We start from the raw sequence: 21,337 nt of genomic DNA on the forward strand, positions 1-21,337 counted from the left end.
CCCGGACCCCCCCACCCCCGCCCCTGTGACCTCAGTCCGAGTTCCGGCTGACGATCATGTACGTGAGCGTGCAAAAAATCCAGACGATGATGACGATCTCCACGAGAGTTTCTCCCTGAGTTGGCGGGTGGCATTCCGGAATGGAAGCCAAGAAGAGCATCTCTCGCGCCCTGCCGGGGTGAAATAGGCGCTACCTACAGGCTTCTGTAGGTAGCGCCCTTCTACCTACAGATTGGTGTTGACGCAATCGTGTTCACGTGGGTATTTGTCTGTATAACATGCTGCACGAATACCCCACTCAGGACTGTCGGGGGAATTTGAGTGTTCGCCCTGTTCAGTGCGGATGAGTGACGAGCAAATGGTCGTCGCCTAAACGGGTTCTAAGCGCAGCCAGTGAAATATCGGCGGCTGGGTGAGGCGGGTGAAGAGGGAGGCAAATAGGAGCTGACTCGATCAATGCGGTCTTGCAAAGCGTGACCCGAACCGAGTGAAGGGCCTCGTCGCGAAATGTCGCGTAAAGGACGGCGTCGACCGCTTATTTGCTTCCAATGTGTTCCGCTCGCTGGCGCAACCTGACTGTGCTTCCGCAGCCCGTTCGAGGAGTACTGGGTCGTCCCGTTCGAGCCGATTGTCGCTGCCGCACCTGGCGAAGACTAAAGCACTCACATCCAGCCGGTCAGACGCGCATACTGAGGACATGAGCAGTCAGGGGGCGCAGCGTCCCGATCCTCGGCCCGTTCACCTCCGAGGAGGCGCCGTTGCTGATCGGCCGCAGCGGTCTCGAACGCACGCGAATGAGCAACATGGTTGGTCTGGAGCTCGTCCTCATTACATCTGATGGATATGTGCCCATCTTCAAGAGATCTAAGCAGATGGCACTACTCACCGAATGCTGGCAAGTATCGAGTGGCGAGTCGGTGCAACTTCCGATCGACCTGGACACGGAAGGGAGGCCCGACATATTTAAAACTGCCATTCGGGGCGTCAAAGAAGAGTTGGGGCTTTCGTCTCGCCTGATCGCTGATCTGGCTCTTACGGCATTAGTTGCCACACCCGAATTTGCCAATATTGGCGTGCTCATGCGCGGCCATTTGAATTGCACAGCTGAAGGATTTCAGGAGAGTATCGATGTGGCCGTATTGAAAGCCCGCGATCACTGGGAGTGGTCGGACAAGGCTCTTGTTTCCATCGACAATGTTCGTCAGCTCGCCAAGGCCCTGACTGATCGTCCATGGACGAAGCAGTCCGCAGCCGCAATGATCTTCGCTCACGTTGAGCGTGCGGGTGATGTCGGCCCAATAGCCAGAGCCATCAAGGCTGAAGGAGGACTGAAACTTGTTGCTGGGTCACCTGATAGAGGCGTTGTGCCCCCGGAACTGCGAGACGAGCTTGTGCGAAAGTATCTTTGGCCGGAATCCTGATCTATAACGGCATGACATCAGTTCGGCTCCACCCACGGCTGCCGTCGAATAAGGCCTTCAACCGGGCCGAGCACTGGCGCGCGCTGGCCACGCGGTTCGACAAGTTGGCCATCACCTACCGCGCCGGAGTCGTCCTGGCCCTGACCTGTGATGGCTGATGTCGGCGATCTGTTGATCGACACGCCGGGGTTTGCGTGGCTCGACGGTCCTGGATGCCGCTGGGTGCGGTCGGCGGCTCCTGATCTACACGATGCGTTTGTCCAGGCCAGCGAAGGCGTCGCCGCGGTCTACCGGTTGGAGTAAGTTCCCCGTAGGTCCACAGAGAAGGCCCAGGTCCACCAGAAGCGGGCCTTCGTCGACCGAGGGATGTTCTAGAAGGCGAGTTCAGGGTGCTTCGGGGCCGATTTCGCAGGTATGCTGTTAGAAAGGCCCTTCAACTTGACCATAGGGGGTGGCAGGTGCTCCGGAGCTTCAGGATGGGCAACCATCGATCCTTTGCAGACGAGAACGAGCTGCTGTTGATGCCGGCAGCCGATGATCGACCCGCTGTTCCGGTCGTAGCGGTGTACGGCGCGAACGCCTCGGGCAAGTCCAACCTGCTGGATGGCCTGCGTTTCATGCAGCGGGCAGTAACTCGGTCCTTTTCTCAGTGGGAACCGTTCGCGGGGGTCCCCCGAGACCCATACAGGTTCCGTACAAGCCACATATTTTCCGTCGCCTCGACATATGTCGTCGAGATCCTGGCGGACGATATCATCTGGACGTACGGGTTCTCGGTGGATAACGAGCGAGTACTCGAGGAGTGGCTTTTCAGTTACCCTGAGAAGCGCAGGCGAGTCCTATTCCAACGCACCAGGGACGAGTACAGCCTCGGCTCGACGATGTCCGAACATCGCACCCAGCTCAAGATTATTCAGGAGCTCACACGCCCCAACGCTCTTTTCCTGAGCGCTGTCGCCCAGGCCAGGCCGGATATGTTCCAGCCGGTACATCGGTGGTTCCGTGAGACCCTGATCCTGTCCGACGGGCGACGTGTTTCGCCTGGCGTGATCGCTCGCCGCCTTCGTCGAGCTCTGCTCCGTGCTTCGGCGGCGGAGGGGGCGCGACTGGTGGAGTTGGTGCAAGTGGCCGACTTCGGAATCGCCGAGATCGATACTCCCGTTGTTCCTGCTCCTCTGACCGATCCTGGCCCGACCCAACATTGGCTCGAGATGACTGGCCTGAGAAGTGACATGCCGGTTGACGAGGTAGCAACCGCGGCATCCGAGGGGTCTACGGTCGACCACGCTGCGCCTGGGGATAGATCTCCCGGAATGCCCCCGGTGGTATTCATCCATCATGGCAGCGAGGGAGTTGCACTGCCTTTGGAGCAGGAGTCCGCGGGCACAATCGCCTGGCTCGAGATCCTTCCTGGAATATTGGATGCCCTCGATCATGGCCAGGTCATGGTGATCGATGAGATCGATACCAGTCTCCACCCACTGCTCACCGCTGCCCTGATCGAGATGTTTCAGTCAGATGAGACCAATCCTCATGGCGCGCAGCTGATCCTGACGACACACGATTCCAGCCTTCTCGGCACTGTCGTTCGTCCCGAGGGACTGCTGCGCAGGGACCAGGTTTGGTTCGTCGAGAAGAGCGGAGACGGTTCCAGCACCCTGTACCCGCTGACTGATTACAAGCCACGCAGCGAGCACAATCTCGAACGCAGATATCTGGGAGGAAGTTACGGGGCAGTCCCGCACATCGACTTCCACGACTTCGCCGAGGTGTTGCGGCATGCCGACACGGCGTGAGAACACCCGACGGCGACGGCCGCCGTTCCGGAATCCGGCGACGCTGATTCTGATCGTCTGCGGCGGAGAAGTGACCGAGCCCGCTTACTTTCATGGTCTCCGTCGGCATGTGCGCAATCCGGCGACCAAGTCAACGGTCGCCGTGCGCCCCGAAGACCCCAAGCGCGTTGTTACTTTCGCAGCAAGGAACCGCACCGATTACGACCAGGTCTGGTGCGTTCTCGACGTCGATGAGTTCGACTACACCGACGCAAGCCGAATAGCGCGAGCGGCGAAGATTGATCTAGCAGTGTCGAATCCGTGTTTCGAGTACTGGCTACTGCTTCATTTCGAGAACTGCGACGCCGTCCTCATGTGCTACCGAGATGTGGAGAAACGTCTCAAAAAGCATCTCCCATCCTACGACAAGTCAGCCCTCCGTTTCGCGGACTACGTCATGGGAGTCGAGGAAGCTATGCAACGAGCGAAGTCGCGGTGTGTGGACAATGGAGATGAGTGCCGCACGAATCCATCGACGGGCGTGTGGAGGCTCGTTGAGCTTATGACCGCTGATCCTCCAGAGGAGTAGCGGCCGAAGATTCGGGTCGTTCTCGCGTGGCTACCGTGACCAGCATTCGAGCTGCATCTCCGGCCTCCAGACGTCAGTGCGACGCCAGCTCGGCGAAGACGTTGCGGTGTTTCAGATTCCGGTGGAATTGTTCGAGCACGCACAGGGTGTACGCGGCCCGGGCGACTGTCTCCTCCGGCCGGTCGGCCGGATATCCCGCCGCGACAATCCGCTGCCGACCAGGTCGTGATCGATGCGGCGAGCATCGAGCCGGTCGGCGGGAACGCCGCGGGGCTGCGGGCGGTGAGCAGTTCAGCGAGGGTGTGCATCGCGGTCAGCACCGGCCGCCCGTCGCACCAAACTCGACCGTCCGCATCAACGCTGGCAGGAAGAGCCGGACCGTGTTCACCGGCCGACCAGTTCCTCGAACCGCCGGCTGTCCGGCTCGGCGTCGACGGCGGGACCAGATCGTCGACCGTCGCCAGTGCGGCACGCAGCTCGGCGCGGGTCACGGTGTTCTCAGCGATCGGTTACGGCGCGTTTGGGTCGCACGATGCGTACCCGGCGGTCGTTCGGCGCATTCTCGATGTCGTCGAGTTGGGCGATGATGGTGCCGCGCAGTTCGTCGTAGTCGTCGAACGAGTAGTCGTTGAACAACGTGTAGCCCGTCCACATCAGGTTGGCGCAGACGCGGGCGGGCACGCTGCCGGTTTGGGCGCCCATGCCGACCAGCGCCACCGACTTGATGCTGCCTGGCGCCTCGTTGTTCTGCCGGTGGATCGCCTGGAATCCGGCGGCACACGCCAGGGCCACATTCAGAGTGTCGCTGACGTTCTGTACGGATGTTTCCTTTGTCGGCGTCGAGATCAGGAACTTGGGGTTGGTTGCCCCGGACGGAACGCACACCGCGCTTCCGACCGGAAGTCTTCCGGCGAACTGATCACGGATCGCCCGCTGCACTCGCAGTTGGATGCCGGCCCCGAGGTGCCGCTTGATGACCGCGTCGACTCCTCCGTCCATCAGGCCACGGGAGTTGGTCGGGGTGACCCAGGCATCGACATATTCGTCAAGGATTGAGCCCCTGCGGATCTCGATCTCGGGGTTGTCGGCGAACGCCGCCCGCCACGCCTCCACAACCTGCGGGTTGATGTCGGTCAACACCACTTTCAGCGGCGCCTGCACACGGTTCATGCTCATGATCCACTCCAATCGAGATGCGGTCCTCCCAGCGTTCGTGACGCTACCGCGCCCCACTGACATGCCCTCTGCCAGAGGAAATTTCATGTCATATAGTGCCGGTGGTGAGCATGAATGATCCGCTGGCCCTGACTGAATTGTTCAAAGGCGGCGGTGAACCGTGGCTTCCACTGCTGAAGCCGGTCATCGAGGCACAGCCGGACGCGGCTTGGTTCATGGGCCCGAGCCGTGGCCCGCATGTCGTCCCCGTTCGGGAACTGACCTTCCAGGCGCTCAAGCCCAACCCGCCGCACAAGTGGAAGGTCGTCGTCTTCGGCCAGAACCCGTACCCGCGCCCGGAGAGCGCCACCGGCATCGCCATGTTCGACAACACCTTCCACGACTGGAAAGATAGCAAGTTCGGACGGGTCGTCAGCGTTCGCTGCATCATCAAAGCAGCGGCGATGTGGAAGTACGGCATACCCAAGAAGACCCCGATCGCCGACATTCGTGCCCTGTTACGCGAGCAGGGTACCGTCCAGCCACCGGAATGGTTCCAGGCGATGCTCACCCAGGGTGTGCTGCTGCTGAACGCTGCGCTCACCGCCAGTAGCGACGGGGCGATGGGAACAGACCAGCACACTGCGTTCTGGCGTCCCGTTGCCGAGCGGATCGTCGAAGAGATCCTCAGGGCCAAGCAGAACGCCGACGAGGCCGACCGTGGCGTCGTCTTCGCGTGGTGGGGTGCGCACGCGCGCAGTTTGAAAAATGTTGTCCTGCAACTCCAGAAGAAATATCCCGCGGTGGAAGTCCGGCATGTAGACCATGCCAACCCCGCAGCACAAGGCGACATCTTCTGCGACGGTGACCATTTCGCAACAGTGAACGCGGCCCTCGCAGCGGTGGGCGCCGATGAGATCGACTGGTTGCCGAGCACTGGGTGGAACACGCTTGCGGAGGAAGCCGGCGGAACGGACAACGACACTGCCGAACGCATGGGCGCGTTCATCGCGTCCACCATGGAGCTGCACCAGCTGTACCTCGAACGGCTCGCGAGCGTCAAGGACGAGGGGCTCGTCCTCCCCGCGATCACCGGCGTATTCGACACCCCGCTCATGGACTTCCACGACGCCATCGCCCCGGTCGCCAAGCTGCTGTCCGGCCTCGACTGGTACGCCGCGCGGTCGCACGAGTTCGGCAAGAGGCTTGCAGACCGGACTACCGGGAATCTATCCGCCGACGCGATTGCCGCGCTCCACCTTTACACCTGCGAGTCCGCGTTCTATCGGGAGATCAACGCCGTTCTGCGCGCCCCGGACCGGACGAAGCTCATCCCGTACCTCCCGTACCTGCGGCTGCTGTTCTCGGCGGTGTCAGAGCTTCCCGCCCGCAGCGAGCCGTTGTGGCGCGGGGTATCGCTGGACCTGCGCGCGCAGTACCCGCGAGGACGGACCGTGACCTGGTGGGGAGTCTCGTCCTGCACATCCGAGCCGAGCGTCGCACGGGCCTTCCTCGGTAGTCGCGGCAAGCGAACGCTCTTCGAAGTGCTCCCCGCCCGGGCCGTGGGCATCCGGGATTTCTCCGCGTTCACCGGTGAAGAGGAATTCATCCTCCTGCCGGGCACACAGCTCGAGGTGACCGACGTCAAGGCCGAGCGTGGCGGGTTGTGCATCGTGAAGTTGACCGAATCGGTCGAACAACCCCTCGTGTCCTGAGCGTCGAGCTGCATCAAGTGGTCGGATGAGCATGCCGGGCGGTGCAACTCGCGTGCCAGGTCAGCGCTATTCGGGTCGCGGCTCGAGGACCACTACGGCGGTCGGTGACGATCGACGCGTGGCGTAGGCGTCGAGGTCGCGGTCGATCTCACGCCACCTGTCCCACAGCCGTGCGCGCTCCTCTCCCTCTGCGGAGCGTCCACGCACCGGCCGAGTTCCGCCTTTCAGATCGACGACTCCATCGGGGTGTGTCTGGAGGTTGAGCCACCAGGCGGGTTCCCCTTCGCCCCAGCCGTTCATCGCGAGCGTGACGAGGTTCGAGCCGTCCTCGAAGTAGCCGAGCATGACGCTGCGCGGGCGGCCGGTGCGGCGACCGGTGACGGTGAGACGCATCGTTCCCCAATGGGTGCTGTCTTTGGGGCGCCACAACCCGGCACGGCCGCGGGTGACCCGATACAGGGCTCGGTGTGTGTACCAGGCAAGGAGGATCACCCATCGCGGCGGGAGGAATGGCTTGCGGGCGGATTCGCGTGGCACGACGCGTCCTCTTCTCGCTCGGCCGGTGATCGCGCGAGGCTGTCCGGCGAGTTTTCTCTGTCTCTGACAGCATCGGGACTGCGGCCCGGAAAGTCCAGGGCCGAGATCACGGTGGCTTGCCGCAGCCGACGATATGTGAGCGCACGGGCGCGCAACAGCTAGGAATGCGCGCTTACCCACCCGACTTCAGACGGCGACATTCTGGGAATCGTTCCACTCCTTCAGAAGCCCGGCTGCATAGTCACGCCGATCGTTGATCGTGGATCCGGAGCTTCGCTCGTAGTGCTCGTCGAAGGCCGCCGCCACCGCACGGGGGTCGTTGCGGTTCGAGCTGATAAGGCTGTCGGCGCGCTGATAGTTCCCGCCGCGCAATTCCTGAACCATGTAATCGACGTGGGTTCTCCAGTCGCCGAGACTCTCGCCTGGCCTGCTCGCGAACGTCCTGAGCCCCGCTTCTCGGTCGAAACGCCACTGGAAGATGCCTTTGGCCGTTCCGTTGTCACCTGTGGCATCGACCCGGAAACCTGACTCGAACTTCGCGTTGGCGACGATTCCCGCTGCCTGCGCGGGGGTGAAGTGGTGTTGCTTGATGAGGTATTCCATCATTGCCATCGCGGTGGGCTTGTCCTCGCTGGGAATTATGGCGGTGCCCATCGATTCGGGTGTCCACGGGGTGTTTCCGTTGTACCCCGAAGTGGGAGGTGGTACCGGCGGAGTGCCGCCGGTTTTGGAGTTGAAGCTCGGCTCGTCGCCGCCGATATCGAGCGCCTCCGCCGCTGCCCGGTCCGAGACGCCCCTGACCTGGTTGAATGTCGTGTTCAACGTATCCCAGACACCTGTGAACAGGCCGTTGATAATTTCTTTCGGCAGTTCCTGCTGGACGTTTCCGTGCGCATCCCGCACTGGGTTGCCTTCGCTGTCGGTCTTGGTTCGCACCTGTTTGTGGGCGGCATCGATCTTCCCGTTGAGTTGCCCCACCGAAGTGTCGATCGCACCGTAGGCCTTCGTCACGACCTCGCCGATCCCAGCGGTTTTCACGACGATGCCATCGTCCGACCGGCTGATGCCCGACATGGCATTCCGCACCTCGTCTTCGTTGTCGCCGTATTTGTCGACCAACGTCGACTGGTCCTCGGGTTTCGCGATTCCCTGATCGCGCAGCAGTTGACGCAGATCGGGAGCCTTGGAGGGTGCGCCCGACCCCAGCAGCTTGATCTGAGTTTGAATAATTCCCTCGGCCGCGGTGAACAGAGCTTTCAATCCCGCCGGTGCACAGGCCGGAAGCTCGTGCAAATCCCCCATCCGCTTGGTGCCGTCGGGGCTCATCGGCGCCTCGCTCTCGCCTGGGCAGATCGCAACACGTCGATTATCGAATGTTCCCGGGTCTGGGAACGCCTGCCGAGATGCGAGCCACATGCCATAGGTTGTTCGGATCCCGAGGACCAGCCAGCTGTCGACGTGGAGCTCTGCGTGTCGTCGTTGTTACCGTGAATCATGACCAGCGAACTCACGCATCGGCGCCGGGAGCAGCTTCGTGACTTCCTGCGCTCTCGCCGGGCGCGGCTCACCCCTGGCGATGTCGGTCTCGTCGCGGCGGGGCGGCGACGGACTCCTGGGCTGCGGCGCGAAGAGGTCGCCGCGCTGGCCGGTGTCGGGGTGTCCTGGTACACGTGGCTCGAGCAGGGGCGGGACATCACGGTCTCGGCCGAGGTGCTCGATGCGGTCGCCGGGGCCCTGCTGTTGAGTGAGCCGGAACGGGTGCACCTGTATCTGCTGGCGGGTCTCAACCCGCCGCCCGCTGGTGGGGCGCCCGCTGCCGAGGTAACTCCCGAAGTGCGGCAACTGCTCGCGGGGTGGGAGCCACGACCTGCGGTTCTGCGCGACCGGTACTGGAATGTGCTGGCGTTCAACGATACTGCGCGGACGGTGTTCGGGCTCGGCGATGCCGCACACAACTGCTTGGCCACGTTCTTCACCAACCCCCGATACCGCGCCATGCGCGATGTTTGGGCGGCGGCGGCTCCCGCAGTCGTGGCCGCCTATCGTGCCGATACGGCGCACTGCGCCGATCACCCCGAGTTCCGCCGGGTGGTGGACGACCTCAGCGCGGCAAGCGCCGAATTCGCGCAGCTGTGGGCGCGCCACGAAGTCGGCGTCCCGATCCAGGCGGTGAACGCCCTGCGCCATCCCGAGGCCGGTGAGTTGTTCTTCGACGCGACGACCTTGATCGTCGCCGACCATCCCTGCTGGCATATCGTGCTGTCCAACCCGCGACCCGGTACCGACACCGCGGCTCGACTCGAACGACTGCAGCACGTCCGTCTCGCCGCTCCCGCCTGACCGGGGCGTGGCCGAACATGGTGGTGCCGAACCCACGATAACTCCGCACTGTTTGCCCGCCGCAGGGATTGGCACGCTGGGGCCATGACGCACAACAGCTTCCGATTCGACGGCAAGATCGCACTGATCACCGGAGGTTCCAGCGGCATGGGTCTGGCCGCCGCGCACCGGTTGCTCGCCGAAGGCGCGCAGGTCATCATCACCGGACGTGACAAGACCCGGCTCGATGCCGCAGTCGCTGAGCTCGGCGACCTGGCACTCGGCATCCCCGGTGACGCGGCAAGTCTCGCCGATCTCGACAAGCTGGCAGCAGCCGTTCACGACCGGTATGGGCGGCTGGACGTGGTGTTCGCCAACGCGGGGATCGGCGCGTTCCAGCGCATCGAAACGGTCACCGAGGCGGAGTTCTACCGAGTCGTGGACATCAACTTCAAAGCAGCGTTCTTCACTATCCAGAAGACGCTGCCGCTGCTGTCCGATCAGGCCGCGATCGTGATCAACTCGTCGTTCGGGCTGTACCGCGGGATGCCCTCCGCCGCTCTCTACTCGGCGACCAAGGCGGCGGTGCACAACCTGACCCGGACCCTCGCGGCCGAACTCGCGCCCAGGAGGATCCGGGTCAACTCGGTGAGCCCCGGCTACGTCGACACGCCGGCGTTCCGGGCCGAGATCTCGGCCGAGGCCAAGGCTGCCATGGGCAGCGGGGTCGCGGCAGGCCGCGTCGGCGAGCCCGGCGAGATAGCCGCCGCGGTCGCGTTCCTCGCCTCCGATGAAGCGTCCTACGTCAACGGACAGGATCTGCTCATCGACGGCGGCCTGATCTCCGCCATCCCGGCAGGCATGCTGTAATCCCGCGTTTCCTACCCGCCCGCCTTTCACCATGCGATTTACCGCCACAGCCGGACGCGCGAGTGCTTAGCATCGGAACGTGGAGCGAGGATCGTTGCTGAAGGCGCAGGCGGGCGGGAAACTGCACGGCGGCAACCATGGGATCGCGCCGGACGAAGTGGTGGCCGCGCAGCGGGCTCGCATGCTGGTGGGGATGATCGAGGCCGCGGCGCGGAAAGGGTACGCCGCGGTGACCGTCGCGGACGTGCTCGAGCGTGCCGGTGTCTCGCGGATGACGTTCTATCAGCATTTCGCGAACAAGGAAGCCTGTTTTCTCGCCGCCTACGACATGGCCGTGGAGATCGTGATGACCCGGATCGGGACGGCGCTCACGACCGGCGGTCCCGCGCTGGAACGCATCGACCGTGCCCTGGAGGCGTACTTCTCGACGCTCGCGCAGGAACCCGACGTGGCCAAGGTCTTCCTGGTGGAGGTGTACGCGGCGGGGACGGCAGTGCTACAGCGGCGATTGGCGACGCAGTCCGGTTTGGTGGATGGGTTCGCCGCGGCGCTCGGCGCGAACCTGCCGAATCAGCGGGTGGTGGCCGAGGCGGTGATCGGCGCGGTCGTCGCGCTGGCGACCAACCGAATCGTCGCGGGTGATTTCGGCGGCCTACCGGATTTGCGGGAACCGCTGATGTCGCAACTGATCACGAAGCTGGTGCGGGAGGATCCGGCCGTTCGGTGAGACGAGTATGGTCGAACCGTCGCAGTGTCGCGAAGGGATGACCGCCATGAGTCTGCTTGTGCCCCAATCGATCAACGAGGTTTCCGGTACGGTCCGCCAAGCGCGCGCCACCTGGGCCTGGCATGCGCAGCGGGCGGCTGCGCGGCTCGCCGAACGTTATCCGGTACCGGTCCGGCCGCTGGCCGATCCTCCGCCGGGCAGCGGACTGAAACCGGTGCCGGGCGACTTCGGCTTGCCTGGAATCGGCTACACGTTGCAGGCGTTGGCCGACCCGATCCAGTTCGCGCGGACGCGATCGGAGAAATTGGGGCCGATTCAATGGTTCGGCTTGCTCGGACGCCGCATGGTCGGGATCGCCAGTCCGGAGGGGCTGGAGGCGGTGATGCTGGACCGGAACAAGGCGCTGTCGGCCCAGCGCGGCTGGGAATTCCTGATCGGCCCGTTCTTTCGCGGCGGACTGCTGCTGCGCGATTTCGACGAACACCTGTTCCATCGGCGCATCATGCAGCAGGCGTTCACCCGGCCGCGATTGATCGGCTATCTCGACCTGACCACGCCGCGGATCACCCGCGGCCTCGCGGACTGGCGGCCGGGTCCGGACTTCCGCGTCTATCGCGCGATCAAGAAACTGCTGCTCCAGCAGGCCACCGAGGTGTTCGCGGGCGCCGAGCTCGGCGCGGAGGCCGCCCGGCTGGAGCGTGCCTTCGAGGACGCGGTGCGCGGCGGGGCGGCGCTGATCCGGACCGACGTCCCCGGTGGGGTGTGGGCCCGCGGCTTGCGCGGACGGCGGGTGCTCGAACAGCACTTCCGCCGCGCGTTGCCCGCCAAACGGGCGGGTGACGGCAACGACCTGTTCAGCGTGCTGTGCCGGGCCAGCACCGAGGACGGCGAGACCTTCACCGACGCCGAGGTGGTCGAGCACATGATCTTCGTGATGATGGCCGCCCACGACACCAGCACCATCGCCGCGTCCATGCTGGTCTACGAGCTCGGCAGACATCCGGAATGGCAGCAGCGCTTGCGCGCCGAATCCGTTGCGCTGGGCAAGCCCGCGCTCGGCTACGACGATCTGGACCGGTTGCCCTCGCTCGATCTCGCCTTCAAAGAGGCGTTGCGGATCTATTCGCCGGTGGCCCAGCAGATCCGCGAGACGGTCACCGACACCGACATCCTCGGCTACTACCTCCCGAAAGGGACGCTCGTCCTGTGCGGCACCTACGCCATCATGCGGACCGAGGAGTACTGGCACGATGCCGACGAGTTCGACCCGGAGCGTTTCGCCGACCACCGCCGCGAGGACAAATCCCATCGCTTCGCATGGGCGCCCTTCGGCGGTGGCGCGCACAAGTGCATCGGCCTCTACTTCGGCGGAATGACCGTGAAAGCCGTTGTGCACCAAATGCTGTTGCAATACCGCTGGACTGTCCCGGACGGTTACCGGGTGCCGCTGGTCGCTGGGACCGGCCCGGTGCCTGCCGACGGTCTGCCGATCCGGCTGGAGCGGATCGGCCGATGAGGATCATCGCCGACCGCACCGTCTGTGCGGGCCATGGCATGTGCGAGGCGCTGGCGCCGGACTTCTTCCGCGTCGGTGCCGACGGGATTGTCGCGCCGGTCCCCGGCACGGTCGCCGCGGAGTCCGAGCTGCTCGAGCTCGTCGTGGACAGCTGCCCCGTTCAAGCGCTACGCCTCGCCTGAGGTCCCCGGACAGGGAGCGCTACCGCTTACTCATCGACCACATCCCAAGCGACTGTCCGCCGCGCTCTCCGTTTTGCGTCGTCTCCGGCGGGTACCGCGAATCTCGACGAGCTGTCCATCGACTCGAGAGGACCGGTGATACCTCATGGCCACCTGCGCCACCTGCGGCAACGAGTACGACAAGACGTTCACCATCACGCGGGACGGCGAATCCGCCATCTTCGACAGCTTCGAATGCGCGATCAACGCGATGGCCCCGACCTGCACGCACTGTTCCTGCCGAATCCTCGGGCACGGCGTCGAGGCGCGCGGTCAGTACTTCTGCTGTGCGCACTGCGCTCACGAGGCAGGCCACCCAGCCCTGGTCGATCACGTGTGAGCGAGCGTCAGCGAGGTGCAGTCGTGAGCGAGCGTCAGCGAGTGAACCGAGGACACAGTGCGCCCTCGCGCACGACGGAGCCGAGCGTCAGCGAGGTGCAGTCGTGAGCGAGCGTCAGCGAGTGAACCGAGGACACAGTGCGCCCTCGCGCACGACGGAGCCGAGCGTCAGCGAGGCGCAGTCGTGAGCGGCTGAATCACAGCGCCTGTCCAGGCAGGTTCACTTGCGCGGAACGGGCCGCGGATCGATGCCCGCGGCCGCCGCCGCGTCGCTGAGCACCGCCTCCAGCATGGCCGGGGTGAGTCGTCCGGTGAAGGTGTTCTGCTGGCTGACGTGATAGCAGCCGAACACCTGCAGCGGTGTCTGTTCCACGTCGGTCGCGGCCAGCTCAACGTGCGCGCCGTGGCCGAATTTCGGTCGCGGACGTGGCACGACCCAACCGGCCCGCGCCAGCACCGGGAACAGCGCCTGCCAGCCGAACGCGCCGAGCACTACGACCGAGCGCAAGGTCGGGGTCAGCAGGCGGACTTCGGTGTCCAGCCAGTGGCTGCACCGATCTCGTTCGGCCGGGGTCGGCTTGTTGTCCGGCGGTGCGCAGTGCACCGGCGCGGTGATCCGCACGCCGGTCAGCCGCAGGCCGTCATCGATGCTCGTCGACGTCGGTTGATTGGCCAAGCCCACGGCGTGCAGCGCGGCGTAGAGCACGTCCCCGCTGCGGTCGCCGGTGAACATGCGCCCGGTCCGGTTGCCGCCGTGTGCCGCGGGCGCGAGTCCCACGATCAGCATGCGAGCGTCATCCGGCCCGAATCCGGGAACCGCGCGCGCCCAGTAGGTTTGGTCGCGAAAGGCGGGACGCTTCTGCTCGGCCGCGAGTTCGCGCCAGGCGACCAGGCGTGGGCAGGCGAAGCAGTCCGCGACCGCGGCGTCGAGTTCGGCGATGCTGCGGCACACGCGGCCGGAGATCGAGCTGTTGTTCATCAGAACTCCATTCGATTGCGCCGCGGGTATCGGTTGTTCATAGCCGATCCGTCCCACCCGGAGCGATGTCCTCGGACATCTGTCCAGTTCAGCGGCGTGACGGAGCGGATATCGAGCCGGACATGTGATCGGTACCACCCGGTCCGGGTTGGTAGCATGGCGGTTCCGACCGACCGGACGCGGGTAGCTCACCGCCGGCTTCATTCGAAAGAGTCTTCCATGCAGTTTGAAATCGTCGAGCGGGACGAGACGTGGGTTGCCGGGTTACCGGTGCGCAGCCCAAAGCGTGCGCTCGGGGAACTGCGTGACCGCGACCTGGAGGCCGCCTGGGCGGCCGTGCTGCACCAGGAGCTCGGCGGGCCGCTGGCCAGCGCCTACACCGATTACAGCGGAGAACTCGGCACCTACAACACGCAGATCGTCGGCTATCAGTGCGCGTCCTTCGAGGACGTCACCCGCGGGCATCTGGTGGCGCGCCTGCCGCGCGGCGCCTATGCGCGGTTCTCTTCGGTCGGTAACTTCCCGCAGGTGATGACGGACCTGTGGACGCAGATCGCCTACGCCGAAGAGCACAACCAGATCAAGCGGACCTATACCGGCGATTTCGAGTGTTATCCGCACGCCTACAAGATCGATCTCTACCTGGCGGTCGAGGCGCGATGAGCTATGCGATCGTGGTCCGCGCCGAGGCGATCTACGGCGGGTTGGTTGTCCCGCGGGTGCGCCCGAGTTTCAAGGTCAGCAATAGCGACCTGATCGAGTTCCTCAAGGACCGGCTGCGCGACCGTGCGGGCGAGGATCGCCCGATGTACACGGTGTACGTGCCGGATCCGGCGGGGAACTACAACGCTGTGGTGTGCTTCGAATACTCCTCCGCGGCTGCCGTGCCGATCGGCGACGTCCTGGTACGCGTGCCGAAAGGTGTCTACGCGCGTTTCGCGCCGAACGGCGACTATCACGATCCGGTGGAGGACGCATGGGCGCAGGTCGACGACGCGACGGCGTCGGCCGAGATCACGCGTGCCTACCGTGAAGAGATCGAGATCTGGCACGGACCGGAGTCTGTGGAACTGTTCATCTCCATCCTGGTATAGCTTGCTGAAAGATAGCTATACGAGAACCGACTGGTCTCCCCGTTATTTCCGATATTGACTATATAGCCTCTGAACTGCGGAAACACCAGATGTACCGCAGAGTTTCCGGAAGATTAGCCGGACGGCTGGTCAATTCCTGTCGGATGACGGATACTGCCCTGTGCAACTTCATCTCGGCTCATGGGCCGTGGGGTGCTGCATGAGGCTGGACTATCGCGCGTAACAGCGCGGCGATGGAGTAGGAACAACATGGCTGTGGATCTGATTGCAGTCGTGCCGACGAACTCCCTTGGGCGGGGAGTTTTCCGGTATAACGACGCGCAGTCCGAGTGTGCGTTCTCAGTCGCCGAACCGAGCGTTCAGCCGGAGCTCTGGCACCGGTACCTGGGCGGTGCGCTGGAGGTTTACCAGCGCTTCGGGGTCGAACACGCGCTCGAATACGAGACGATCGCCGATGGCCGATCGACGTCGCTGTTCTTCGCGGCGCTCGACGCGGGGGGCGAGATGGTCGCCGGCGTGCGGATGCAGGGCCCGTACACCGCGGCGCGGCAGGCGCACGCGCTGGTCGAGTGGGCGGGTCACCCGGGGGCGGGCAAGCTGCAGCGGATGATTGCCGATCGAATACCGGAGGGTGTCGTCGAAGCCAAAGGCGCGTGGGTCGCCCGTGACGCGCCGCACCGCGCCGAGCTGAGCGCGGCCATTTCGCGCACGGTGCTGCACGCGGCGCGCCTGCTCGGCGCCCGTTACGGTTTCGCCACGGTGGCGTCGTTCACCGTGGGCAGGCATCAGTCGTGCGGCGCGGTACCGGCCGAGGGGATCCCGGCGGTTCCGTATCCCGACGAGCGCTACCAGACCGTGCCGCTGTGGTGGGATACCCGGTCCTACCCGGCATTCGCCGAGGAATCGCAGCGGTCTCTGGTCCAGGTCGAGCAGGAGTCGCTCGGCATCCCGGCTGCCCGGCCACCCGATGGCCCGTGTGGGGGCGTCCGGGTCACGGGGGATCGGCGCCGGCATGGGTGGTGACCGCATCCGGGTGGCGCCGCACCGGCCACTGATCCTGGACGGCACCGATCCGGACGACGCTCGAACGCTCGCGACGCTGCGCGACGATCGGCGCATCGAATTCATCGACCTGCGCCGGTCGCTGCGCGCCGAGCTCGGCAAAATGGTTGCTGCCCCGGATATCTCGGAGGGTCCCGAGGCGGATCGGTGGATCTACTACCCGTGGCGCGCCGCGGTGATCGGACTGCCGGGCCGGCGGACATTCCGGACGATCCGGCTGGATCGCAATCGGAACAAACTCACCACAGCCGAACAGGATCGTCTGGCCGAGAACACGATCGGGATCATCGGGCAAAGCGCCGGACACGCGATCGCGCATCTGCTCGCACTCGAAGGCATTTGTGGCGGGCTGCGTTTGGCCGATCTGGACGAAATCGAGTTGTCCAATCTCAACCGCGTTCCCGGAACCCTGTTCGACATCGGCGTCAACAAAGCGGTGGTGACCGCGCGGCGTATTGCCGAACTCGACCCCTATCTGCCGGTGGAGATCTTCGCGGCCGGAGTCGACGAGAATTCGGTGGACGATTTTCTGGACAGCCTGGACGTCGTTGTCGAGGAATGTGATTCGCTCGATATGAAGCTGGTGATCCGCGAAGCGGCGGCTCGGCACGGCATTCCATTGCTCATGGAGACCAGCGACCGTGGTTTGCTGGATGTCGAGCGTTTCGATCTCGAATCCCAGCGTCCGGCATTCCACGGGCTACTCGGCGACATTCGCGCCGCGGATCTGCGCGGGCTGACGCCGAGGGAGAAGGCGCCGTTCGTGGTGAAGCTGCTCGGCGCCGCAGGGCTGTCGCCGCGGCTGGGCGCGAGCATGGTCGAAGTCGGGGAGACGGTGACCAGCTGGCCCCAGTTGGGCGCCGACGTCACCCTCGGGGCCGCGAGCGTGGTCGCCGCGGTGCGGCGCATCGGTCTGGGGATGAAGCTGGATTCCGGCCGTGTCCGGGTGGATGTGGAACGGCATCTGGACGAGCTGGCCGACCCGCCGCCGACCGGCGAACCGATCTGGGCCGACGTCGCGCCGGAATCGGCCGCCGGACCCGTCGACAGCGTGCTCGCCTGCGCGCAGCGAGCGCCGTCCGGGGGAAACATGCAGCCGTGGACGCTGCGGGCCGGGCCGGGCGACATCCACATCGAGCTGGCTCCGGAGTACAGCTCGGCGATGGACGTCGGCTATCGCGGCAGCGCCGTCGCGCTCGGCGCCGCCTTGTACAACGCGCGGGTCGCCGCAGCGGCGCACGGCATCCTCGGCCCGTACGAGTTCAGCGAGGGCGCCGCCGGCGAGCTCGCCGCGCGGCTGCGGCTCGGCGGTGAACGGAATCCGGAGCTCGCCGCCGACTATCCGGCTGTCCTGCGCCGCGCCACCAATCGCCGGGTCGGCACCGGCGCCCCGCTGGCCGACGGGGTGCTGGATTCCCTTGCGGCGGTCGCCGAATCGGCCGGTGCGCGTGTGCGCGCCGTGGTGGGTCGGCTGGAAATCGAAGAAGCTGCGCGTTTGCTGGGTGATTCCGATCGAATCCGCTATCTCACGCCCCGGTTATACGAGGAAATGCTCGCCGAAGTCCGCTGGCAGGACGACGATCCGGACACCGGGATCGATGCTCGCAGCCTCGAACTCACCGATGACGAGTGGGCGGCGTTCGAGATCGTGTCGCGCGCCGACGTCATGGCACACCTGCGATCCTGGTCCGGCGGCGCGGCTCTGGGGAAATACACCGCCGACCGCGTGCGATCCAGCTCCGCCATTTTGGCCGTGACATTCGACGGCGCCGACCCAGGGTTGAGCGACTATGCCGAGGCGGGCGCGGCGGTGGCGCAGGTTTGGGTGCAGGCCGAACGGCTCGGAATGTGTGTGCAACCGATTTCGCCGGTATACCTGTACGCCCGACGCCCGGGCGAACTTACCGCGATTTCCCCCGAGTTCGCGGATACACTAGCGTCGCTTCAACGTCGTTTCCTGAACCTGCTGGACGTGCCCGAGCATGAGACCATGGCGTTGGTGCTTCGCCTGAGCTACGCCTCCGCCGCCACCGTACGCAGTCGGCGGCGTCCGGTGCTCGGCGTCGACGCCGGTAGTTAGCGCGATCGGAGACAATGTGCCACGGCGGACACTCGACTCATTGGTGACTCAGGTCGCCTCTGAGCTCATGGGTGTGGACGCCACGACCATGGTCGCCGCGACCGAGCGTGTGCTCGCGAAGCTGGTCGAGTACTTCGACGTGGACTTCAGCTACGTTCGGCACACCGACCGCGAACGTCGAGCAACCGTGCTCGTCGCGGAGTGGCCGCACCGGCAGAACGTCCCGGACCCCGACCCGCTCGGCGTGATCTATTTCGAGACCGCCGACCCGGTATTCCGCGCGCTGGAAAACTCGACCGAGCCCTTGGTCGCGCGTCCGACCCCGCAGTTCGCCGATTATCAGGAGACCGTCCGCCGGGCCTCCGGCATCGCGGGAGTCACCTCGGCCGCCGTGCCGCTGCTGTCCCGGGGCGAGCCCACCGGCGCGCTCGGGTTCGTCAAAGCGGGTGATCGAGAATGGAGCACTCGCGAGCTCAACGTGCTGAAGGCCATCGCGGCGCTGTTCGCGCAATTACAGGCGCGGGTCGTCGCGGAGGAGCGGCTCCGATATATCGCATTGCACGACGATTTGACCGGCCTGGCGAATCGACGCGCTCTGCTCGAGCACATGGAAGAACGACTACGCGCCGGCAGCCCCGGCCCAGTGGCCGCGTTCTTCCTCGACCTGGATCGCTTGAAAGCACTCAACGATTTCCTCGGTCACACCGCCGGGGACAACTTCATTCGTACGCTGTCGACGCGGTTGCGGGAAAACCTGGACCCGAACGACATGATCGCCCGGCTGGGCGGCGACGAATTCGTCATCGTTCCCGCCAAACCCATGGATGCGGTGGCCGCGGAGTACGAGGCCAACCGCATCCAGCAGTTGATCGCCCGGCGCGTCACCGTCGGCGGCGAGTCCGTCAGCCGGGGCGCCAGCGTCGGGGTCGCGCTCGGCATTCCCGGTGAGACCACCGTCGCGGACGTGCTGCGCCGCGCCGATCACGCGCTGCTGTCGGCGAAATCGGGCGGTGGCAACGGAGTCGCGGTGTTCACCGACGCCATGCGCGCCCAATTCGAGCTCCAGGACGATGTGGAACTCAATTTGCGCGGCGCGGTATCGGACGGTTCGCTGCTGCTGCACTATCAGCCGGAGGTCGACCTGCGCACCGGCCGCATCGTCGCGCTGGAGGCGCTGGTGCGCTGGTTGCATCCGACCAGAGGGCTATTGCCGCCCGCCGCGTTCGTCACCGTGGCCGAGGCCACCAACCTGGCGGGTGAGCTGGGGCGCTGGGTGATCCGGTCGGCCTGTGCGCAGTTCGCGGAGTGGCGCCGCCGCGGAATGGCCGGGAATGTCGTGATGCGGATCAACGTGTCGCCGGTGCAATTGGTCAGCCTCGATTTCGTCGAGCGCATCGAAGACATCCTGCGCCTCTTCGGCATCGACGGAAGCTCGGTGTGTCTCGAGATCACCGAGCACGTCGTGGTGCAGGATCTGGCCAGGACCCAGGTCACCTTGCGTGGACTGAAGCGGATGGGCGTACAGATCGCCATCGACGACTTCGGCACCGGGTACAGCTCGCTGTCGCATCTCAAAGCGCTGCCGGTGGACGCGGTGAAGATCGATCGCGGCTTCGTGCAGCGCCTCGGCGCCAGCACCGACGATCTGGCCATCGTGAAATCCATTATCGGTTTGGCCGGTTCCTTCGGGCTGGGCGTGGTCGGCGAGGGCGTCGAGACCGCGGTGGCCGCGCGCACCCTGGTCGGCCTCGGGTGCTATCGCGCCCAGGGGTTTCTTATCGCGCGGCCCATGCCGGCCGAACAGGTCGAATCCCATCTCTCGGCGGGTCGGATCGCGCTCGACCTCGATCTGCCCCGGGCCGGTCGCGGGCTGCCCGCGCACTGAATCGCGGCAGCCGGACCGCACGCCCGGGGTTGTCCGCTCGGGTCGAATCGGCCGGTTTGCCTGTTCTTCCACGGCTGTTCACGTGTCGTTCGGCGCGGATAACCAGATCCGCTGCACGATCGGCGACGTGCGCATAGTTCAGCTGGCGAACTTCTACGGCCCCCGTTCGGGTGGACTGCGCACCGCGCTGCACCATCTGGGCGAGGGGTATGCCGCCGCAGGACACGAGGTGGTGCTGATCGTGCCTGGTCCGCGTCGGTCGGAGGAGATCCTGCCCACCGGGGTCGTGCGGATCACGCTGCCCGCCTTGGCCATTCCCTGGACCGGTGGCTACCGGGCGGCGGACCCGCGCCGGGTGGCCGACGTGCTGACCGGGTTGCGGCCCGACGTGCTGGAGGTCTCCGATCGGCTGACATTGCGCGGATTCGGCCGCTGGGCGCGGCGGCGCGACGTGACCGGCGTGATGATCTCGCACGAGCGCCTCGACCGGCTGCTCGGCCAGGTGCTGCCCGGTCCGGTGGCGCGGCGCTGCGCCGACGTGGCCAACCGGCACACCGCAGGCGAGTACGACATGGTCGTGTGTACGACGCGATTCGCCCGCGAGGAGTTCCTGCGGATCGGCGCTTCGAACGTGGAGCTGGTCCCATTGGGGGTGGATCTGGAATTGTTCAGCCCCCGGCGGCGCGACCGCGGGCTGCGCGCGGATCTCGGGGTGCCGGGACATCCGCTGCTGGTGCACTGCGGCCGGTTGTCGGTGGAGAAGCGAGTGGATCGCAGCATCGAGGCGGTCGGCGCGCTGCGCGAAGCGGGCATCGAGGCCCGGTTGGTGGTCGCGGGAGACGGTCCGCGGCGGGATGCGTTGCAGCGGCGGGCACGGGCGCTGCCCGAGTTGCCCGGCGGGGTGCCGGCCGTGCATTTCACCGGCTTCATCTCCGACCGGGCGATGGTCGCGAAACTGCTTGCCACCGCGGATGTCTCGCTGGCGCCCGGCCCGCACGAGACGTTCGGGCTCGCCGCGCTGGAGGCGCTCGCGGCGGGCACGCCGGTGGTGGC

General features: G+C 65.4%; 21 protein-coding genes. 17 read left to right on the plus strand and 4 right to left on the minus strand.

What is annotated here, in order from left to right; all coding sequences use genetic code 11:
* Window positions 1–758 precede the first annotated feature (758 nt).
* The 4 genes from NA4_RS28395 (at window position 759) to NA4_RS28405 (ending at window position 3,785) form a co-directional block, all read left to right on the plus strand.
* A complete protein-coding gene (locus NA4_RS28395) occupies window positions 759–1,421 on the plus strand; it encodes an NUDIX hydrolase (protein ID WP_157129356.1) in 663 nt (220 codons plus the stop codon).
* 11 nt (window positions 1,422–1,432) lie between these two features.
* Window positions 1,433–1,579, plus strand: coding sequence for a hypothetical protein (locus NA4_RS40830; protein ID WP_157129357.1), 147 nt, complete (start codon window positions 1,433–1,435; stop codon window positions 1,577–1,579).
* A gap of 318 nt (window positions 1,580–1,897) precedes the next feature.
* Window positions 1,898–3,217: an AAA family ATPase gene (locus tag NA4_RS28400; protein ID WP_157129358.1), complete on the plus strand. Its 1,320-nt coding sequence runs from the start codon at window positions 1,898–1,900 to the stop codon at window positions 3,215–3,217.
* Window positions 3,201–3,785 (plus strand): RloB family protein, encoded by a 585-nt coding sequence (locus tag NA4_RS28405; protein WP_084497507.1) that lies wholly within the window; start codon window positions 3,201–3,203, stop codon window positions 3,783–3,785. Before NA4_RS28400 ends, NA4_RS28405 begins: the two co-directional genes overlap by 17 nt.
* Window positions 3,786–4,283: 498 nt before the next feature.
* Here the strand turns inward: NA4_RS28405 and NA4_RS28410 are convergent, their stop codons facing one another.
* The gene (locus tag NA4_RS28410) at window positions 4,284–4,961 is read right to left on the minus strand and encodes a macro domain-containing protein (RefSeq protein ID WP_067476739.1); all 678 of its coding nucleotides are present in this window, start codon (window positions 4,959–4,961) and stop codon (window positions 4,284–4,286) included.
* A gap of 110 nt (window positions 4,962–5,071) precedes the next feature.
* Here NA4_RS28410 and NA4_RS28415 point away from each other — a divergent pair, with 110 nt between their 5' ends.
* Window positions 5,072–6,655 (plus strand): ADP-ribosyltransferase domain-containing protein, encoded by a 1,584-nt coding sequence (locus NA4_RS28415; RefSeq protein WP_067476777.1) that lies wholly within the window; start codon window positions 5,072–5,074, stop codon window positions 6,653–6,655.
* Between the two features lie 66 nt (window positions 6,656–6,721).
* On the opposite strand, the gene NA4_RS28420 is transcribed toward NA4_RS28415, so the two are convergent.
* Complete coding sequence (locus NA4_RS28420) at window positions 6,722–7,192, minus strand: nitroreductase/quinone reductase family protein (protein ID WP_067476741.1); 471 nt, start codon at window positions 7,190–7,192, stop codon at window positions 6,722–6,724.
* Window positions 7,193–7,378: 186 nt separating this feature from the next.
* Window positions 7,379–8,518 (minus strand): phage tail tip lysozyme, encoded by a 1,140-nt coding sequence (locus NA4_RS28425; RefSeq protein WP_067476744.1) that lies wholly within the window; start codon window positions 8,516–8,518, stop codon window positions 7,379–7,381.
* Between the two features lie 168 nt (window positions 8,519–8,686).
* Between NA4_RS28425 and NA4_RS28430 the strand changes: the two genes are divergently transcribed.
* The 6 genes from NA4_RS28430 to NA4_RS28455 all read left to right on the plus strand — a co-directional run bounded on the left by NA4_RS28430 (window position 8,687) and on the right by NA4_RS28455 (window position 13,185).
* A complete protein-coding gene (locus NA4_RS28430) occupies window positions 8,687–9,532 on the plus strand; it encodes a helix-turn-helix transcriptional regulator (protein ID WP_067476747.1) in 846 nt (281 codons plus the stop codon).
* An 84-nt stretch (window positions 9,533–9,616) separates the two neighbouring features.
* Entirely contained in the window at window positions 9,617–10,381 is a 765-nt protein-coding gene (locus NA4_RS28435) for a glucose 1-dehydrogenase (RefSeq protein WP_067476750.1), read from the plus strand.
* A gap of 79 nt (window positions 10,382–10,460) precedes the next feature.
* A complete protein-coding gene (locus tag NA4_RS28440) occupies window positions 10,461–11,108 on the plus strand; it encodes a TetR/AcrR family transcriptional regulator (protein ID WP_084497508.1) in 648 nt (215 codons plus the stop codon).
* A 46-nt stretch (window positions 11,109–11,154) separates the two neighbouring features.
* Window positions 11,155–12,624, plus strand: coding sequence for a cytochrome P450 (locus NA4_RS28445; protein ID WP_157129359.1), 1,470 nt, complete (start codon window positions 11,155–11,157; stop codon window positions 12,622–12,624).
* Window positions 12,621–12,806: a ferredoxin gene (locus NA4_RS28450; RefSeq protein WP_067476753.1), complete on the plus strand. Its 186-nt coding sequence runs from the start codon at window positions 12,621–12,623 to the stop codon at window positions 12,804–12,806. Before NA4_RS28445 ends, NA4_RS28450 begins: the two co-directional genes overlap by 4 nt.
* Before the next feature lie 145 nt (window positions 12,807–12,951).
* Window positions 12,952–13,185, plus strand: coding sequence for a metallothionein (locus tag NA4_RS28455; RefSeq protein WP_067476756.1), 234 nt, complete (start codon window positions 12,952–12,954; stop codon window positions 13,183–13,185).
* Between the two features lie 219 nt (window positions 13,186–13,404).
* Here NA4_RS28455 and NA4_RS28460 read toward each other — a convergent pair whose 3' ends face one another.
* On the minus strand, window positions 13,405–14,163 hold the full coding sequence (locus tag NA4_RS28460) for a uracil-DNA glycosylase (RefSeq protein WP_067476759.1): 759 nt from the start codon (window positions 14,161–14,163) through the stop codon (window positions 13,405–13,407).
* 219 nt (window positions 14,164–14,382) lie between these two features.
* Here NA4_RS28460 and NA4_RS28465 point away from each other — a divergent pair, with 219 nt between their 5' ends.
* The 6 genes from NA4_RS28465 to NA4_RS28490 all read left to right on the plus strand — a co-directional run.
* Window positions 14,383–14,826, plus strand: coding sequence for a GyrI-like domain-containing protein (locus NA4_RS28465; protein ID WP_067476762.1), 444 nt, complete (start codon window positions 14,383–14,385; stop codon window positions 14,824–14,826).
* The gene (locus NA4_RS28470; RefSeq protein WP_067476765.1) at window positions 14,823–15,257 is read left to right on the plus strand and encodes an effector binding domain-containing protein; all 435 of its coding nucleotides are present in this window, start codon (window positions 14,823–14,825) and stop codon (window positions 15,255–15,257) included. The genes NA4_RS28465 and NA4_RS28470 overlap by 4 nt, the downstream gene beginning before the upstream one ends.
* Before the next feature lie 249 nt (window positions 15,258–15,506).
* Window positions 15,507–16,280 carry a hypothetical protein gene (locus NA4_RS28475; RefSeq protein ID WP_174553006.1) on the plus strand — a complete coding sequence of 258 codons (774 nt, stop codon included), beginning with the start codon at window positions 15,507–15,509 and terminating at the stop codon, window positions 16,278–16,280.
* Complete coding sequence (locus NA4_RS28480) at window positions 16,270–18,399, plus strand: Rv1355c family protein (protein WP_067476768.1); 2,130 nt, start codon at window positions 16,270–16,272, stop codon at window positions 18,397–18,399. Before NA4_RS28475 ends, NA4_RS28480 begins: the two co-directional genes overlap by 11 nt.
* A gap of 43 nt (window positions 18,400–18,442) precedes the next feature.
* Window positions 18,443–20,284 carry a putative bifunctional diguanylate cyclase/phosphodiesterase gene (locus NA4_RS28485; protein WP_281180072.1) on the plus strand — a complete coding sequence of 614 codons (1,842 nt, stop codon included), beginning with the start codon at window positions 18,443–18,445 and terminating at the stop codon, window positions 20,282–20,284.
* Window positions 20,285–20,411: 127 nt separating this feature from the next.
* The coding region (locus tag NA4_RS28490; RefSeq protein ID WP_067476789.1) for a glycosyltransferase at window positions 20,412–21,337 on the plus strand (926 nt) is incomplete at its 3' end.

This window comes from Nocardia amamiensis NBRC 102102 (assembly GCF_001612745.1).
GTDB lineage: Bacteria > Actinomycetota > Actinomycetes > Mycobacteriales > Mycobacteriaceae > Nocardia > Nocardia amamiensis.